Genomic DNA, 17972 nt, shown 5'->3' on the forward strand with positions numbered 1-17972 from the left:
AGCGCTAGCGCAGCGCTGCCATCACGCCCCGAAGCTCGGCCAACCCGCGCAAGCGCCCGATCAACGGGTAGCCGGGTTGGCCCTCCCTGCCGAGGTCATCCAGCAGGTCATGCCCATGGTCGGGGCGCATGGGAATGTCATGGTCGCCCCGCCCCGCCTCGCGCCGCCGCGCTTCCTCGGCCATCAAGGCGCGGATCGTGGCAACCATGTCGGTATCGCCATCCAGATGCGCCGCTTCGGAAAAACTTACCCGCACTGCGCCATTGTCGCGCTCGCGGCGGGTGTTGCGCAGGTGGGCGAAATGGATGCGGTCCCCCAGGGCCTCGACAAAGGCGACCGGGTCGAAATCGGCCCTGACACCGAGCGACCCGGTGCAGAGCGTGGCCCCATTCGCGGGGCTGTCCACGGCCTGCAGAACTGCTTGGTAGTCGGCAAGGTCCGACATGACGCGCGGCAACCCCAGCAGGGGAAATGGCGGATCGTCGGGGTGACAGCAAAGCCGCAGGCCGAGGCCCTCGGCAACCGGCGCGACCTCTTCGAGAAAAGCGATCAGGTTGGCCCGCAGGGTTTCGGCATCAATGCCGTCATAGGTCGCAAGAAGCGCGCGCACCTCGTCCAGCGTCCAACTGTCATTCGCGCCGGGCAGGCCCGCGGTGATATTCGCCGCCAGCGCCTCGCACGCGGTCTGATCCATCCCCTTGGTGCGGGCTTTGGCGTGGGTGCGCGTGGTGACGTCATAATCTGCGGCCGCCCCCTCTCGCCCGAGAATATGGATGTCGAACACCGCGAAATCGATCAGGTCGAACCGCATCGCCGTGCCGCCCCCCGGAACCGGGGCGCGCAGATCGGTCCGGGTCCAGTCGAGGATGGGCATGAAATTGTAACAGATGACCCTTGGGCCGCCCGCCTGCGCAAGGGTGGCGAGGCTGTCTTTCCACGCGGCGATGTGCTCGGCAAACCCAACCCCGCGCGTCTTGATGGCTTCGGAAACGGGCAGGCTTTCGACCACGTCCCATGTCAGCCCCTCGGCCTCGATCATCGCCTTGCGCGCGGCGATCTCGTCCACCGGCCAAACCATGCCGGGCGGCACGTGGTGCAGGGCGCTGACGATCCCCACGGCGCCGGTTTGGCGCACCTGCGGCAGGGTGATCGGATCGGGCGGGCCGAACCAGCGCCAGGTCTGTCTCATGCCACCACCTCCGGCTGCCACCCGGCGCGGATCGGGTCTTGCGCATGCAGGGGAAGGGAAATCGTGTTGCCGGACCGGGCCGCTGCATAGATCGCGCTGACCAACTCGATGGAGCGGCGCCCATCCTCGAAGCTGACACAGCGCGACGGATCGCCGGCAATCGCGGCGGCCAGGGCCTCGAAATACCCGGCGAAACCGACATGACCCTTGGCATTGGCCACGATGGCATCAACCTCGCCCTGCCGAGACGGATCGCGGGCCTTGAAACGCCATGTGTCTGCCGCAGGCGCATAGGGGCTGGTTCCGCTGGTGGCGGTGAGCTCACGAAAGACGAAGCGCAGGCGGGTTTCATCGCCCGCCGCCCCCAACGTGATCGAGGAGGTCGCAAGCGCCCCGTTCTCGAACCCGAAGGCCAGCGCCGCGCAATCCTCGGTCTCGATCTCGTTCACACGAGTTGCGCAATGCGCCTGCACGCGGGCCACCGGGCCGAAGTACCGGCAAAGCAGGTCATGCGCGTGGATCGCATGCCCCAGAACGGCGCCGCCGGACTCACCCGCCCATGTGCCGCGCCACGGCACGGCGTAATAGGCGGCGTCGCGATCCCAATGAGTCTCGACGCTCGCCATGACTGGCGGGCCGGCAAGCCCCGCCGCGATCAAGGCGTCCAGTGCGGCGGTCGCCGGGCCAAAGCGGTACTGGAAGACGGGCGAGAACACCTTGCCCGACGCCCTGATCGCGCGGGCGAGGCCATCAGCCTCGGCAAGGTTCCGGGTCATCGGTTTTTCGCACACCACGTGCTTGCCTGCGGCCAGCGCGGCGATGGACACCTCGGCATGGAGGTGCGGCGGCAGGCAGATATCGACAAGGTCGATCTCGGGGTCGGCAAGAACGGCGTCGAGGTCTGGCGTTGTGGTGATATCCGGATCGTTCCCCGCGACTGCATCGGCCCGGCCCAGATCGCGGTCGCACAGCGTGGCAACGCGGAACAGGTCAGGCAGGGCGCGATAACCCTGCAAATGCTCGGCCCCAATCCCCGCCCCGATGATCGCAACGCGGATCATGCCCGCCCCTCGGCCATGGCCTGTGCCTGCAAGGCAAGCTCCATCACCGTGAAGCAATGGGTCTGCGCCATCGCGGTTTCAGTCCTGTCCTGCACATCCGCGATCAGCCGCGGGAAGTAGGGCAAACCGGCCTCGCGCGCGTCGATCACTTCGCAGCGGTCGCCATTGGCGAGAATAAGCGAATCCGTGCCCTCGCGCCCGCCAACATCGACGTATTTTCGCAGCTCGATATAGCCGTCGGCGCCAAGGATCGTCAGCCGCCCGTCCCCCCAGTTCGGAAGGGCATCGGGGGTATACCAATCCACCCGGATATACCCGCGCCCCTGGTTCGAGCGCAAAACGATCTCTCCGAAATCCTGAAGCCCTGGGTCCGAGGTGTTCGCGTAATTCTCGACCGCGGCATGCGTGATCTCGGCGCTGTCGGAGCCGGTGAAGAACAGGAACTGGTCGATCTGGTGACTGGCGATATCGGTCAGGATGCCGCCATAGGCGTCGCGGTCGAAGAACCAATCGGGCCGCGTCGCGCGGTTGAGCCTGTGCGGCCCCAGCCCCACGGTTTGCACGACCCGTCCAATCGCCCCTTCGGCCACCAGATCGGCGGCGGCGGTGACGGACGGCACCTCGAACCGTTCCGAGAAATCGACCGACCAGATGCGGCCCGTGCGCGCCTGCACCTCGCGGATGCGGGCCAGCTGGTCGAATGTCGTGCAGCCGGGCTTGTCGACCATCACGTCCTTGCCGGCCTCCATCGCCGCGATGGCGTATTCCGCACGGTCACGCGGGATGCAGGAGATCAGGATCAGGTCGATGGCCGGATCGTCGAGCAGGCGACGCCAGTCTTCAACCCGCGGAACATCGGGAAACCGCTTCACGAACCCGTCCAAGGTGCCCGGATGCCCTTCGGTCCACCACCCCACGAACTCCGCTCCCTCAGCCATGAGGTTCGCGGCCATGCCAAAGATATGGCGGTGATCGATGCCGATACCGGCGAAACGAATACTCATGATCCCTCGATGGAAATGGCCCGACCCTCGGCGGACGACCGGGTGATGGCGTCGATCAGGCGATGTGCGGCGAGCGCGTCCCGCCCTGTGATGGCGGGGGGACGCCCCTCGCTAAGCGCTGCTGCGAAGTCTTCGAGGACCGCTTGATGCCAGTCATGGGTGAAGGCCATCGGGTCGGCCCCGCCGCCTGTTCCTGCCACAGCGCCATGCGTCTCGGACCTGCCATCGCGCCAATTGACGGACAAGGTGCCATCGGCAAGGCGCAGACTTGCGTCTTCGAAGTGAAGGGTGATCGACTCGGACCCGCCGGGGAAGGACGCGGTGGATGCGGTCAGCCAGCCGACCCCGCCCCCGGCGAAGCGCAGCCCGGCCATGGCCACGTCTTCGGCCTCCATCGCATGGAACCGCGAGGTCGCGCACATGGCCGTGACATCGGTCACCCGACCGGTCAGCGACAGCGCCAGGTCGATGGTATGGATCGCCTGGCTGATCAGGACACCGCCGCCGTCGCGGGCGTAGGTGCCGCGCTCGGGCTCGTCATAGTAGGATTGATCCCGCCACCACGGCACAGAGATTTCGGCAAGGCCAAGCGCCCCGAGTTCACCGGTGGCGATCAGAGCTGCGGCTTTGCGTGACGCGGCGCGCATGCGGTGCTGAAAGACCACCCCGAGCGGCACATCCGCTGCCTCGCACAACTCGACGACCTCGATGGCCTCGGCCAGGGTGCGCGCGACCGGCTTCTCAAGAAGAATTGGCTTTCGCGCGGCAACCAACGGTTCAATCAACTCGATCCGGGCGTTGGGCGGCGTCAGGATCAGGGCGAAATCGGCATCCGGGTCAGTGGCAAGCTCGGCGATATCGGCATAGACCTTTGGCCGCTGGCCGAGTTCGGTTTCGGCCATATCCGCAAAGCGCTCTGCGCTTTTGGAATGACGGGCCAGCAGGCCGGACAGGGAGAGTGCAGGGGTGGCATCACGGATCGCAAGAAGGTGGGTACGCGCCACCATCCCGGTTCCGATCATCCCCACGCCAAGCGGGGCATCCTTGCTGGCCATCGCGGCGCGTCCTCCTGCCTTGCCTGCGGGACACTGACTGTGCGTCAGAGCGTTGTCAACAATCCCGCACACCAGTATACCGGATTTAGATCTACAATGTGTAAAGGGCCTGCCCCATGACCGCCACCTCCGAGCCCGTGCCCCTGTCGCAGATCGACCTCCCGCCGCTCGATCTGACCCAGCCCACGGCTGAACAGATCCATTCGGCCCTGCGCAAAGCGATCCTGTCCCTGTCGCTGCCCCCGGGAACCCGCATATCCGAGGCAGAGGCCGGTCAACGCTTTGGCGCCAGTCGAACCCCCGTCCGCGAAGCCATGACATGGCTCAGGGATGAAGGGCTGATCGTGACCTTTCCCTCGCGCGGCAATTTCGTCACGCGCTTTTCCGAGCCGGCCATTCGAAGCGCCCAGTTCATCCGCGAAGCGCTTGAAATGGCGGCCGTGACCCTGATCTGCGAAAGCGGCCTGTCGCCCGAACACGACCAGCGCCTGACAGAGGCCTTGGCGGCGCAGGCCAAGGCAATCGAAAACAGCGATGCCGAGGCGTTCCATGCCGCCGACGACGCTTTTCATGCAACCATCGCCTCCGCCACGAACATGCCGAGGATTGAAACACTGGTCTCGCGCGAGAAAACCGCGCTCGACCGTCTGCGCGCCCTGCGCCTGAACGACACCGAACATTTGCGCCAGCTGGCCGACGAACATGGCCGCATCGCCAACGCGCTCCGAAAGGCCAACCTGGGACGCGCGCAAAGGATTCTGACGCCACATCTGCGCGGCGTTCTTGGTGTTCTGGAGTCCCTGAAATCCGAGCATCGGGACTATTTCGAATGAACGCCCCGCAGCCGCGCCTGCCTGTGCTGCCGTCGCGGGCGGCGGCGATTTTCGAGGCTATTGCCGATCTGCCGATCATCTCGCCCCATGGGCATTGCGACCCATCCTGGTGGGCGAAAGACAGCGCCTTTCCCGATCCTGCCGCATTGCTTGTCACCCCGGATCACTACCTGTTCCGGATGCTCTATTCGCTGGGGGAGCGTTTGGAAGACCTGGGCATCGGTGCAGCACCGGGGAGTGTCGACAGCCGTGCCGTGTTTCGGTGCTTTGCCCGGCATTGGGATGCTTTCCTTGGCACGCCGACGCGCGGATGGCTGGAACATACCCTCTATACGGTCATCGGGGTGCCGGTGGACCTGTCGCCCGAAACGGCAGATGCCGTGCACGATCATATCGCCGAATGGCTTGAGGATCCGGCAAACCGGCCCCGGGCCCTGTTCGACAGCTTCGGGATCGAATGCCTGGCGACGACCGACCCGGCCCTGTCCGACCTTGGCGATCACGATGCGATTGCCGCCTCCGGGTGGACCGGTCGGATCATACCGACCTTCCGCCCGGACGATTTGTTGAACCCGGCGAGGCCCGGGCACGCCGCCAACCTGCTGAAGCTGGGCGAGATGACCGGGATCGACACCACCAGTTTCACCGGCTTCCTGAACGCACTCGCAGCCCGACGCGAGGCGTTTCGTGCGCGTGGGGCGACCGCGACGGATCATGACGTGCCGGTCCTGATGACCCGGTGGCTGCCCAGAGATCAGATCGAGGCACTCTACGACCGGGCGCTGCGTGGCACTCTTACCCCGTCCGAGGCCGCGCGGTTTTACGGTCATATGCTGACCGAGATGGCGCAAATGTCGGCCGAAGACGGCATGGTGATGCAGCTTCATGTCGGCTCCACCCGCTCCACCAACGCGCAGCTTCTGAAGCGCTTCGGCCCGGACATGGGGGCGGATATCCCCGCGCCCGTCGATTGGGTTACGGGCCTCGATGCGCTGTTGACCCGTGTCGGAAACGATCCGCGCCTGCGCCTGATCCTGTTCACGCTGGACGAGGCCAGCTATGCGCGCCAACTCGCGCCAATGGTGGGGCATTGGCCGTCCTTGCGCCTTGGTCCGCCGTGGTGGTTCCACGACAGCCTGAACGGCATCCGCCGCTATTTCGACCAGGTGGTGGAAACGGCAGGTTATCTGAACCTTGCCGGGTTCAATGACGACACCCGCGCTTTCCTGTCGATCCCGGCGCGTCACGACCTGTGGCGGCGGGGCGTCGCCCTGCACCTTGCCGACCAAGAGGAGCGCGGCCTTCTGCGCACCGCCGACTCTGCGCGCATCGCGCATCTTCTGGCCCACGACCTTGCCATCGACGCCTACCGGTTGGAGGGCTGATGCCGCGCATCCTTCACCTGGGGTTCGGGAATTTCCACCGGGCCCACCAAGCCTGGTATACCGCGCATGCCCCGGGCGACTGGAAAATCACCGGCGTGTCCATGCGTACCGCCGCCCTTCGAGATGCCCTGTCGCCAGCCGGTTTTGCCTATGACCTTGGCATCCTGTCACCCGAGGGCCTTCAGGTCGAGCGGATCGCCGTGCATGATCGCCTGCTGGTCGCCGCCGAAGACCCGGCCGCCGTGATCGAAGCGATAGCGGACCCTGATGTTCAGGTCGTGACCCTGACCGTGACAGAGAAAGGCTATCACCTTGGCCCCGATGGAAGGCTTGCCCTTGACGATGCGGCCATTCAGCGGGATCTCGGGTCAGAGGCGCCCATCACGGCCATTGGATTGCTGGCGGGCGGCCTCCGCCAGCGCGCCTCGAAACGGGCCGGGCCACTGACCGTCCTGTCCTGCGACAACCTCTCGGGCAATGGGCGCAAGTTGATGGCGGCGGTTGGGTCCTACCTCGCGGCGGCCGGACAGGACCCCAAGATCCTGTCCTTGTCCAGCTTTCCCGATTCGATGGTCGATCGCATCACCCCTGCCACCACGGAGGACACCCGAACCCGCATCGCTGCGGTAACCGGGCGCAAGGACGCCGCCCCGGTCCTGACGGAGGCCTTCACCGATTGGGTCATCGCCGACCGTTTCGCAGCAGACCGACCCGCGTGGGACACGTGCGGGGCACGCTTCGTGTCTGATGTCGCGCCTTACGAGGCGCGCAAACTTCTGATGTTGAACGGCGCACATTCGACCTTGGCCTATGCGGGCCTGCTGGCTGGGCACACCTGCGTGCATGAGGCGATCGTCGACATCGGCTTGGCGGCCCTGATCCGCGCCTTCTGGCGAGAGGCCGCGCCGCTCTTGCCTCAGTTCGACCAAGGCGCCCTCGACCAGCATGGCCGCGATCTGGTCGATCGCTTCTCGGTTCCCGGAGTGCGCCATCGCCTCGACCAGATCGCGATGGATGGATCGCTCAAGCTGCCCTTGCGGGTTTTGCCCGTCCTGCGTCACCACGGGTTCGCGGCACCCGCCGCGACACGCGCGATTGCAGCTTGGATTGCTCTGGTGTCCAAGCGCGTCGAGACCCGCGTCAGCCTACATGACCCTGCCGAGGATGCGCTGCGCGACGCCTTCGCGCCCGCTCGCCCGCCAGTGGAGCGGGTCAATCGCGCCTTGGCCTGCCTCGGGATCGCCGAGGGCGACGCCCCTCTGGCGTGGTCGGAGGACCTGGCGGCCACTGTCTTCGGAACGTGATCTGCGCCGACCCGTCACCTCATTGCAATTTGGCGCAATCCCCGACAAAAACGCTCGACAAGGTTTACCCCCAACGGCAGGACAGCCGGAATGATCCGAAAGACGGCATTCACCTCGCCCGGCTTGCTGGGCACGCTGGCATGGATTGCCGCGGGCATCTGCCTGTTGCCGATGGCGGCGGTCGTTCTGGCCGCGGTCACAGGCGGGTTCGACACGGTCTCGCGCCTCGCTGACACGGTGTTGTGGCGCTACACGGGCACGACGGCCTTGCTGATCCTGCTGGTCGGGGTTGGCACAGGCGTGATCGGGACCGCGACGGCATGGCTGGTCACCGCAACGCGATTTCCCGGCCATAGGGTGATCGAAGTCGCGCTGGCCCTGCCGCTGGCCTTTCCGGCCTATGTTCTGGCCTATGCCTATACGGATTTCCTCGACCACCCGGGTCTCGTGCAGACCACGTTGCGGGACCTGACCGGCTGGGGACCGCGCGATTACTGGTTCCCGGAAATCCGCTCGCTCGGCGGGGCGGCGGCGATGCTGACCCTCGTGCTGTACCCGTATGTCTACCTGCTGGTTCGCGCCGCTTTCATGCAGCAATCGGCGACCGCCTACATCGCCGCACGCACCCTTGGCCAAGGGCCGTGGGGTGCGTTCCTGCGCGTTTCACTGCCGATCGCGCGCCCGTCCATCGCGGGTGGCGTCCTGCTCGCCCTGATGGAGACCCTCGCCGATTATGGCACCGTGTCCTATTTCGGCGTGCAGACCTTCGCGACGGGGATCTACCAAAGCTGGTTCTCTTTCTTCGACCGGGGCGCAGCGGCGCAGCTGGCGCTTTGTCTGCTTGTTGTCGCGCTGACCCTCGCCGTGCTGGAACGGGCACAACGCAAGAACCAGCGCCACCACGGCGCGGGCCGGCGGTTCGAGGCGATGCAGCCCGTGCACCTGTCGGGCGGGCGGGCCTGGGCCGCATGGGCGGTCTGCATGGTCCCGGTGTTTTTCGGGTTCCTTCTGCCGGTTGTCCTGTTGGTGAGCATGGCGTGGGACTCGGGCCAATTGTTGTTTACCGAGCGCTACCTTGGGTTCCTGCGCAATTCGCTCACGCTGGCTTCTATCGCCGCGCTGCTGACGGTCGGCGCCGCGATCGTCCTGGGGTTCAACGCCCGGCTGCGCCCGACCCCCGCCTCTCGTCTGGCGGTGCGCCTGGGCGGGCTGGGCTATGCCGTTCCGGGTGGCGTGATCGCGGTTGGCCTGCTTGTGCCCTTCGCTGCCTTCGACAATGCGCTCGATGCCTTCATGGAGACACGCTTCGGCATCGACACCGGGCTTTTGATCACAGGGTCGATCTGGCTTTTGGTGGCGGCCTACATGGTGCGCTTCATGGCAGCGGCGCTGTCGGCCTATGACGCGGGACTGGCCACCATCAATCCCAATATCGACGCCGTGGCCCGCACGTTGGGGCGCACGCCCCGATCCATGCTGCGTGGCGTCCATCTGCCGATCCTGCGCCCGTCGATCCTGACCGCGCTGCTGATCGTCTTCGTCGACGTGATGAAGGAACTGCCCGCGACGCTGATCATGCGGCCGTTCAACTTCGACACGCTGGCGGTTCAGGCGCACCGACTGGCGGCCGATGAACGGCTGGCCCAAGCTGCGGTGCCCAGTCTTGTGATCGCTGCTGTCGGCCTCTTGCCGGTCGCCGTGCTGTGCTGGGGCCTGGGGCGGGAAACCAGAACCGGCCGGAGATTCATCCCGGACCCGGACGCGCAAGCCGCCGAATAATCCCCTGCAAACCGAAACGGGCGCCCCGGATGGGACGCCCGTTGAAAGCCGGAAGCGGGGAAGAGGTCACTCCCAGCCGACCTCGTTGAAGATCTGCTGCGCCAGGGCGACATTCTCGGCAACCGCGGCAAGGTCGACATCGTCAGCCTCCCATTCGCCGAGGGCCTCGACGCTTTCGGCCAGCGGCGCGGTTGCGACGACGGGGTACTCGTCATTCCCGGCGCTGAAGTAATCCTGGGCCTGGTCACTGGCCAGATACTCCAGGAATGCGACGGCGGCATCCCGGTGGGGGGCATGGGCCGCGACACCACCGCCCGAAAGGTTCACATGCGCACCGTTGCCGCCCTGATCCGGGAAGACCCAACCGATAGTCGCGCGCTGTTCTTCCGACAGGCCGTCGACCTCGGTGCGGATGGCGCGGGCAAAGTAGTAGGTGTTCGAGATCGAGATATCGCACTCGCCTGACACCAAGCCGCGCAACTGGTCGGTGTCACCGCCCTGCGGGTCGCGGGCAAAGTTCTCGACCACGCCGGCGGCCCATTCGCGCGCAGCCTCTTCACCGTGGTTCTCGATCATCGCCGCAAGCAGCGTCTGCGAGTAGACGTTCGTCGACGAGCGATGGCACACCATCCCCTCATAGGCATCATCGGCGAGGTCCATATAGGTCTGCGGCGGGTTTTCCACGTCTGCCGTGTCGTAGAAGATGATCCGCGCGCGCTGACTGAAGCCGAACCAAAGGTTGTCGTCATCCCGCAGGTTCGACGGGATGCGCGCGGTCAGCACGTCAGACTCCACAGCTTGCAGCAGCCCCATGTCGGCCGCCCTTTGAAGGCGCGAGGTATCGACCGTAAGGAACACGTCGGCGGGCGAGTTGTCGCCTTCGGCTTGCATCCGGGCGATCAGCTCATCGGCATTGCCCTCGATCCGGTTGATCGTGATGCCGGTCATTTCCTCGAAATCGGAGTACAGGCGTTCGTCGGTATCGTAGTGGCGCGACGAATACAGGTTGAGTTCCTGCGCCTGTGCAGCAGTCAGGGTAGAGGCAGCGATGGTCGTCCCCAGAAGGGCGGCAATCGTTCTGGTCATGATATTTCCTCGCGGGTCCTGTTCAATTTCCCGACCATTTTTGTCGGATGTGGCGCCTTCAAAACCGAGAATCGGCGCGCCGTCAATAAAGACTGATAAATTTTGTCAGATATAGGGCTTTCCTATCGGCACCATGCCTTTCGCGTTGTGATCGATGCACCGGGCAGGCACAACCGGACGAGAACAGGGAGGGAGAAGCAGACATGCGCGCCGGGATCGCGTTCTTGATCGTCGCCTACATGCTGAGCCAGTTCTACCGCGCGTTCCTTGCGGTTCTGGCCCCGGTCCTGGCACAGGATATCGGGACGACCACGGGCGACCTGGCGCGCGCTTCGGGTCTGTGGTTCGCTGCGTTCGCGCTGATGCAATTGCCGGTCGGTTGGGCACTCGACCATATCGGGCCACGCCGCACGGCCTCGATCCTGTTTGCCCTTGGGGGCGCAGGGGGTGCCGCCCTTTTCGCCATGGCGCAGGGGCCTGGTGCCATCACTGTTGCCATGATCCTGATCGGGATCGGCTGCGCCCCGGTGCTCATGTCAACCTACTACATCTTCGCGCGCGAGTTTTCTGCCGCGATTTTTGGCACGCTTGCCGGTGTGACCGTCGGGGTCAGTTCACTGGGCAACATCTTGTCCACGGCGCCCCTGGCTTGGGCTATCGAGAATTTCGGGTGGCGCGAGACGGTGGGCGGTTTCGCCGTTTTCACCCTGCTGATCGCGTTGGCCATTGCCCTGCTCGTCCGCGATCCGAAAAAGCCCGAGGGCGAGGCGAAAGGATCGCTGCTCGACCTGCTGCGCATGCCGGCGATGTGGCCCATCCTGATCATGATGTTCGTCTGCTACGCCCCGGCGGCAGGCCTGCGCGGTCTGTGGATCAGCCCCTATATCGCGGATATCCATGGGGCGGCGCTCGACCAGATCGGCGCCGCGACCCTTGTCATGGGTCTGGCCATGGTTCTGGGAAATTTCCTCTATGGACCTGCGGACCGGATCTTTCACAGTCGAAAATGGCCGATCCTGATCGGCAATCTCGGCGTGGCGTTGCTATGCCTGTCGTTCTGGATTCTACCGCCATCGGGGCTGTGGGGCGCCGTCGCCCTGTTTGCCGTGATCGGCCTGCTGGGCGCATCCTACCCCATCGTCATCAGCCATGGCCGGAGCTTTTGCCCGCCGCACCTCACAGGGCGGGGTGTGACGCTGTTGAATCTGTTCGGCATGGGAGGGGCCGGGGTGATGCAATTCGCATCGGGGCCGGTCTATGCGGGGCTTGTCGGCCATAGCGGGGCCAACGTGGCCTATGGGCAACTCTTTGCCCTGTTCGGCCTCGTCATCCTGCTGGGGCTGAGCGTCTACCTCTTCGCCCGCGACAGCACCGGATAAGAAAAGGGGCGCGGAAAGCGCCCCTTTTGGGTTCGGTTCAGGCGGCCCGGCGACGCCGCTGACGGCGTGGTTTGCCGGTTCCCTGTGCGGGCTTGTCAAAGCGCTGACCGTTGCCTTTTCCCTGGCCCGGCCCCTTGCGATTGCGGCCACCGCCGCCACCGCCACCGCCACCGCGACGACGCGGCTTGTCGGACCTGACCGGCTCGGGGCGGTCGCCCGAGGCCACCGGGATCTCGATCTTCATCAGCTTTTCGATCTGGTGCAGCAGATCCACCTCTTCCGCCGCGCAGAAGGCGATCGCCTCCCCTTCGCGACCGGCACGGGCCGTGCGGCCGATCCGGTGCACGTAGTTGTCCGGCACCTCGGGCAGGTCATAATTCACGACATAGGCGACGCCGGGAATGTCGATGCCGCGCGCGGCGACGTCGGTGGCGACCAGGGTCGTGATCTCACCTGCGCGGAATGCCTTGATGGCGCGGTCGCGCTGTCCCTGGCTCTTGTTGCCGTGGATCGAGGCGGCGTTGAACCCGTCGGCGACGAGGCCCTTCATCAGCTTTTCCGCGCCATGCTTGGTGCGGGCGAAGACCAGCGTCAGGGCATCCTCGTCACGCGACAGGATCTCGCGCAGCTTGCCCGGTTTGCCCGGCTTGTCCACGAAATGGATCGACTGCGTGATCTTGTCGGCGGCTTTACCCGGCGGCGCGACCTGCACCCGGCGCGGATTGTCGAGATAGGCCCCCGACAGCTCTTCCATCTGCTTGGGCATGGTGGCCGAGAACAGCATCGTCTGGCGCGGCGTGCCCAGTTGCGGCGCGATCTTGCGCAGCGCGTGGATGAAGCCGAGGTCCAGCATCTGGTCCGCCTCGTCCAGCACGAGGTGCTGCACGGTGCGCAGGCTGACCGCGCCCCGATCCATCAGGTCGATCAGGCGGCCAGGCGTGGCGACAAGGATGTCGGTGCCGCGCGACAGAACGCTGATCTGGCGGCCGATGGACTGGCCGCCGACCACGGTCGTGACCTTGAGCGGTGTATCATGGGTCAGCAGGCGCAGGCTGTCCGCGATCTGGTTTACCAGTTCCCGCGTCGGCGCAAGGATCAGCGCCTTGGCGGTCTTGGGGGCGGGTTTTCCCGGCTGATCCAGCAGGTGTTCCACCAGCGGCAGGCCAAAGGCCATGGTCTTGCCGGTGCCCGTCTGGGCAAGGCCAAGAATGTCGTGCCCTTCCATCGCCAGCGGGATCGCCTGGTTCTGGATCGGGGTGGGGGTGTCGAAGCCCTGTTTCTTGAGGGCCGAGAGAAGCACGGGCTTCAGCCCGAGCATATCGAAATCGAACAAGTGTTTACCTTTCAGGCAGCCCGACAGGGGCGCCATGGGTCATGGGCCGCACGAAGACCGTGCAGCGGGGCGAGGGTGCGACCGGGCCGCTCATCGGCGCGATCGTCAGAACCCTGCGTGATGGGGACCTGTGAGAATATGTCTGTCGCTGTCAGGTCGGGGCTTGGCCCGGCGACCGACTGCTCACGCGGCAGTGCAGCGACATGCAGGTCACATGATCGTTCGCGACGCTCCTGTCAAGCATGGCACCCCTTTTCCTTGCGCGGCGCTTCCTCTATGTGCCGCCCATCCATCATCCGAAAGGGTCAAGGACCATGGGTTACAAAGTCGTCGTCGCCGGCGCCACGGGCAATGTGGGTCGCGAAATGCTGAACATCCTGGCCGAGCGCCAGTTCCCCGTTGACGAGATCGCGGCACTTGCCTCGCGTCGCTCGCTCGGCACTGAATGCAGCTTTGGCGACAAGACACTCACCACCCAGGATCTCGATACGTTCGATTTCACGGGCTGGGATATCGCGCTTTTCGCGATTGGGTCCGAGGCGACCGAGAAATACGCGCCCAAGGCCGCCAAGGCCGGCTGCGTCGTGATCGATAACTCGTCGCTCTACCGCTACGATCCCGACGTGCCGCTGGTCGTGCCCGAGGTGAACCCCGAGGCGGTCGATGGCTACGCGAAGAAGAACATCATCGCGAACCCCAACTGCTCGACCGCGCAGATGGTCGTGGCGCTGAAGCCGCTGCATGACCGCGCGCGGATCAAGCGCGTCGTGGTGTCGACCTACCAATCGGTTTCGGGCAGCGGCAAGGACGCCATGGACGAGCTGTGGGATCAGACCAAGGGCATGTACGTCCCCGGTCAGGAGAAAGAGCCGAACGTCTACCCCAAGCAGATCGCCTTCAACGTCATTCCCCATATCGACAAGTTCATGGAGGACGGGTCGACCAAGGAAGAATGGAAGATGGTCGCCGAGACGAAAAAGATCGTCGATCCAAAGATCAAGGTCACGGCCACCTGCGTCCGCGTGCCTGTCTTCGTCGGCCATTCCGAGGCGATCAACATCGAGTTCGAGGATTTCCTCGATGAGGACGAGGCGCGCGACATCCTGCGGGAAGCGCCGGGTATCCTCGTCGTCGACAAGCGCGAAGATGGCGGATACGTCACGCCGGTCGAGTGTGTCGGCGATTACGCCACCTTCATCAGCCGCATCCGTCAGGACTCGACCATCGAGAACGGCATCAACCTGTGGTGCGTCTCCGACAACCTGCGCAAGGGCGCGGCCCTGAATGCGGTGCAAATCGCCGAGACGCTGGGCAATCGCGTGCTGAAGAAGGCCTGAGCGCCCGATATCTCAATTTGCAGGGCCGCGTGTACGTCACGCGGCCTTTTGCATTTCCGGGCATCGGCAAAGCATCGCCCTTTCCCCTCGGTGGGGTTTCCCCGTCTTGGCAGATCGCGCCGCAAGGCCGATGGTCTCCTCATCGAAGAGATGAGGACACTTCCCATGATCCGTTTGTTGCTGACCACCGCCCTCGTTGCCGGTGTGCCTTGCGCGGCCCTGGCCGACGATATCCTGCTGCGTGCCGATATCGCCCGCGCGACGGTCTACGCGTCCGGTGCCGCCGTCGAAAGGACCGCAACCGTCACCATCCCCGCCGGGCAGCACCGCCTTCTGATCGCGATGCCCGATCAGGCGTCGGCCGAGCTGGTGCAGGTTTCGGGGCCGGACGGGCTTGCCATCGGGCAACCGCAGATCGCGCAGGCCATGCCCCTGGCCGAGGGCGCGCTGGACAGTGACGCCGAGGCCGAGGCGCGCGCCACCGTCGAGGCCGCACGCGATGCCCTGATGGAGGCGCAGGATGCGCTGGCCGCAGCAGACGGCGAGATGCGCGCGATCGAGGCGCAAATGGCCTATCTGAACGCGCTGACCCGTCCCGGCGACGGCGGCGCCGCCATGCCGGACGACCCCGCGCTGGTGCCGCAGATCCTTGCCACGCTTGGCGCGGAGTCCGCCCGCGTCGCCGCCGAGTTGCAGTCGGCACAGATCGCACGCCGCGATCTGGCCGAGGCGGTGGCCGATGCACAAACGGACCTGCGCACGGCAACGGATGCATTCCAACGTCTGCGCCCCTTTGGCACAAGCAGCGATATGCTAGAGGTCGCCGTCACCGCCGCCGAAGAAACCGAGGCCGAGATCACGCTCAGCTACCTGACGCCCGAGGCGCAGTGGTCGCCCAGCTATGAAATCGACCTCGACACCGAAAGCGGCGCGATGGAGATCGAGCGTTTCGTGTCGCTGGCCACCTACGGGCAAGCCCGCTGGCGCGATGTGGCGGTGACGTTCTCCACCGCGACGCCCGACCGGGCGCAGACCCCCTCGGGCCTGTCGCCCGATCCGGTGCGGGTGATGGAACCCATCCAGATCGAGCCGCGCGGCAGTGGACGTTTCGAAGATGCCGAAGCGATGCCTGCGCCAGCCCCCGTGATCGCCGGCGTGATGGTGGACGAGATGCGCCCAAGGGCGCAAATGCAGGTCGACGGCCTGTCGATCAGCTATGCCTATGGTGAGCCGGTAACGGTCGGCGCGTCGGGCGAGGTCACCCTGCCCTTCGATGCACTGGTGATCGACATGGAAACCGAAAACCGCGCCGTGCCCCGCTACGACGACACCGCCTTCCTGATGGCCCTTGGAGAAAACGACACCGGAGAGCCGATCCTGCCGGGCGAAGCGCGCTTCTATCGCGATGGTGCCCTCGTCGGGGAAGACTGGCTGCCGATGGTCGCCATTGGCGCCGAGATGGAGATGGGTTTCGGTCCGCTCGATCACTTGCAGCTGGTCTGGATCGACAGGTCGCTGGCCGAGGGCGATCGCGGGATCTTCGTGACGTCCGACACGCAGTTGCGAGAGATTGAGTTCGGGATCGAGAACACCTCGGACGAGGCCGAGAGCGTTCGCCTTCTCTACGCGACACCGTTCGTGGAGCAGGAAGAGATCTCGATGGAACTGACCCTCGACCCCGGCCCGGACGAACGGGATGTCGATGACATGCGCGGTGTCAGCGCGTGGACCATGGACGTCGCACCCGGGGCCCGCGAGGTGATCCGCATGACGGTCGATCTGAGCTGGCCCGAGGGCATGATGCTGAACTGGCGTCCCTGAGCGGAAAACACTGGGGCCGTCGCGCACCACGCGCGGCGGCCAAACATCCCGGCGTCAGAACCGTTCAGCGCGCAGCACTTCGCAATCGACGACGCTGACCACCCCGATATGACGGTCCACCACCGAGAAGGCCGCTTCGAGCAGGGAATCGAGCCGATCGGGGCGGATGATGCAGATAACCGACACCATGCCGCCAGCGCGGGTGACCTGGCCTTCGCGGCTCCAATGGCCCGAGCGTCCCGAGCCGCCCAGAACCGGCAGGATGGTGAACCCCGTGACCCCCGCGTCGAGAAGCGCCTTGGTCAGGCGGTTTTCCATGACCGCCTCGATCGTGATTTCCACGCGTTTCGCCTGATGGGTCTGCATGAGGTCAAGCTCCGGTCAGGGCACGGACAACCGCAAGATAGAGCGGAATACCGAGCGTCAGGTTGAAGGGGAACGTCACGCCAAGTGACAGCGTCAGATAGATCGACGGGTTCGCCTCGGGCAGGGCCACGCGCATCGCGGCTGGCACGGCGATATAGGAGGCCGAGGCCGCAAGCGTCATCAGAAGGACCACGCCCCCCGGGCTGAGACCCAGCAGGAGGCCGAAACCAAGGCCAAGCGTTGCGCCGATGGGGGGCATGAGCACACCGAAGAGGAACAACGCCGGACGCAGGACCGACCGCGCCTCGCGCAGGCCGCGCCCCGCGACAAGACCCATATCCAGCAGGAACAGGCAGAGCACACCCTGGAACGGCGCGACGATGAAGGGCGCGATCATGTCCAGCCCCTCATCCCCTGTGATCCAGCCAATCAGGAAGGACCCGACCAGAAGCACGATGGATCCGTTCAAAAGGATCTCGCGGATCAGGCCGCTTTCCATCTTGGCCGAGGATTGCCCGAAGCGTGCAATGATCCAGAGCGCCGACAGGATCGCAGGCGCTTCCATCACGGCGGCGACGGCGACCATGTATCCTTCGGACGCGATGCCCGCGCCTTGCAGAACGGACGACGCTGCCACGAAAGTCACGATGGAGATGGAGCCATAGTGCCCTGCGACGGCGGCCGCATCCGTCACGCTGAGCCCGGACATCAGCCGCAAAAGCCCGAAGGCGATGATCGGCATCGCGAAAGACAGGACAATCCCGGCCCCAAGCGACAAGAGCAGCGTGGCGTCGATCCCGTGCGCCGCGACGCTGGCCCCGCCTTTGAACCCGATCGCGAACAGCAGGTAGAGCGACAGGCCCTTGGCCACCGCCTCGGGGATCGACAGGTCGGACCGCGCGAACGCCGCGGCAAACCCGAGCACGAAGAACAGGATGATCGGCGAAAGCAGGTTGCCGACGGCCAAGGCAAGCATGTCACTCATGGGAACCTCATCGCTCGGCAGGTCATTGCAATCGACCTAATGCGCTGCGCGCAAA

Annotated in this window: 15 protein-coding genes; 7 read left to right on the top strand and 8 right to left on the bottom strand. The window is 65.3% G+C overall.

Translation table 11 applies throughout. From position 1 onward, the window contains the following. Nucleotides 1-4: 4 nt before the first annotated feature. Genes uxuA through ABD923_RS11765 form a run of 4 tightly spaced genes read right to left on the bottom strand, consistent with a single transcriptional unit; the run spans nucleotide 5 to nucleotide 4309 of the window. Entirely contained in the window at nucleotides 5-1189 is a 1185-nt protein-coding gene (uxuA, locus tag ABD923_RS11750; protein WP_259549012.1) for a mannonate dehydratase, read from the bottom strand. After that, a complete protein-coding gene (locus ABD923_RS11755; protein ID WP_259549010.1) occupies nucleotides 1186-2250 on the bottom strand; it encodes a Gfo/Idh/MocA family protein in 1065 nt (354 codons plus the stop codon). The genes uxuA and ABD923_RS11755 overlap by 4 nt, the downstream gene beginning before the upstream one ends. Further along, entirely contained in the window at nucleotides 2247-3254 is a 1008-nt protein-coding gene (locus ABD923_RS11760; RefSeq protein WP_259549004.1) for a Gfo/Idh/MocA family protein, read from the bottom strand. The genes ABD923_RS11755 and ABD923_RS11760 overlap by 4 nt, the downstream gene beginning before the upstream one ends. Continuing rightward, entirely contained in the window at nucleotides 3251-4309 is a 1059-nt protein-coding gene (locus tag ABD923_RS11765; RefSeq protein ID WP_259549002.1) for a Gfo/Idh/MocA family protein, read from the bottom strand. The genes ABD923_RS11760 and ABD923_RS11765 overlap by 4 nt, the downstream gene beginning before the upstream one ends. Nucleotides 4310-4425: 116 nt before the next feature. Between ABD923_RS11765 and ABD923_RS11770 the strand changes: the two genes are divergently transcribed. From ABD923_RS11770 to ABD923_RS11785, 4 genes are all read left to right on the top strand, one after another. Next, nucleotides 4426-5142, top strand: coding sequence for a GntR family transcriptional regulator (locus ABD923_RS11770; RefSeq protein WP_222190194.1), 717 nt, complete (start codon nucleotides 4426-4428; stop codon nucleotides 5140-5142). Further along, entirely contained in the window at nucleotides 5139-6527 is a 1389-nt protein-coding gene (gene uxaC, locus ABD923_RS11775) for a glucuronate isomerase (RefSeq protein WP_259549000.1), read from the top strand. Before ABD923_RS11770 ends, uxaC begins: the two co-directional genes overlap by 4 nt. Then, nucleotides 6527-7831: a mannitol dehydrogenase family protein gene (locus ABD923_RS11780; protein ID WP_259548999.1), complete on the top strand. Its 1305-nt coding sequence runs from the start codon at nucleotides 6527-6529 to the stop codon at nucleotides 7829-7831. The genes uxaC and ABD923_RS11780 overlap by 1 nt, the downstream gene beginning before the upstream one ends. Nucleotides 7832-7921: 90 nt before the next feature. After that, nucleotides 7922-9610: an ABC transporter permease gene (locus tag ABD923_RS11785; protein WP_259548997.1), complete on the top strand. Its 1689-nt coding sequence runs from the start codon at nucleotides 7922-7924 to the stop codon at nucleotides 9608-9610. A 66-nt stretch (nucleotides 9611-9676) separates the two neighbouring features. On the opposite strand, the gene ABD923_RS11790 is transcribed toward ABD923_RS11785, so the two are convergent. Then, entirely contained in the window at nucleotides 9677-10696 is a 1020-nt protein-coding gene (locus ABD923_RS11790) for an extracellular solute-binding protein (RefSeq protein WP_259548995.1), read from the bottom strand. A gap of 203 nt (nucleotides 10697-10899) precedes the next feature. Here ABD923_RS11790 and ABD923_RS11795 point away from each other — a divergent pair, with 203 nt between their 5' ends. Next, nucleotides 10900-12075 carry an MFS transporter gene (locus ABD923_RS11795; RefSeq protein ID WP_259548993.1) on the top strand — a complete coding sequence of 392 codons (1176 nt, stop codon included), beginning with the start codon at nucleotides 10900-10902 and terminating at the stop codon, nucleotides 12073-12075. A 37-nt stretch (nucleotides 12076-12112) separates the two neighbouring features. Here ABD923_RS11795 and ABD923_RS11800 read toward each other — a convergent pair whose 3' ends face one another. Then, a complete protein-coding gene (locus ABD923_RS11800; protein ID WP_259548980.1) occupies nucleotides 12113-13408 on the bottom strand; it encodes a DEAD/DEAH box helicase in 1296 nt (431 codons plus the stop codon). 314 nt (nucleotides 13409-13722) lie between these two features. Here ABD923_RS11800 and ABD923_RS11805 point away from each other — a divergent pair, with 314 nt between their 5' ends. Together ABD923_RS11805 and ABD923_RS11810 are read left to right on the top strand one after the other, a co-directional pair. Then, nucleotides 13723-14745 carry an aspartate-semialdehyde dehydrogenase gene (locus tag ABD923_RS11805; protein WP_259548978.1) on the top strand — a complete coding sequence of 341 codons (1023 nt, stop codon included), beginning with the start codon at nucleotides 13723-13725 and terminating at the stop codon, nucleotides 14743-14745. A gap of 165 nt (nucleotides 14746-14910) precedes the next feature. Beyond that, nucleotides 14911-16566, top strand: a complete 1656-nt coding sequence (locus tag ABD923_RS11810; protein WP_259548971.1) for a DUF4139 domain-containing protein — start codon at nucleotides 14911-14913, stop codon at nucleotides 16564-16566. Between the two features lie 54 nt (nucleotides 16567-16620). Here ABD923_RS11810 and ABD923_RS11815 read toward each other — a convergent pair whose 3' ends face one another. After that, complete coding sequence (locus ABD923_RS11815; protein WP_259548969.1) at nucleotides 16621-16932, bottom strand: P-II family nitrogen regulator; 312 nt, start codon at nucleotides 16930-16932, stop codon at nucleotides 16621-16623. A gap of 4 nt (nucleotides 16933-16936) precedes the next feature. Then, nucleotides 16937-17917 (bottom strand): sodium-dependent bicarbonate transport family permease, encoded by a 981-nt coding sequence (locus ABD923_RS11820; RefSeq protein WP_259548967.1) that lies wholly within the window; start codon nucleotides 17915-17917, stop codon nucleotides 16937-16939. Between the last annotated feature and the right edge of the window lie 55 nt (nucleotides 17918-17972).

Source organism: [Roseibacterium] beibuensis (assembly GCF_039542305.1).
In the GTDB taxonomy this organism is placed as follows: domain Bacteria; phylum Pseudomonadota; class Alphaproteobacteria; order Rhodobacterales; family Rhodobacteraceae; genus Roseibacterium; species Roseibacterium beibuensis.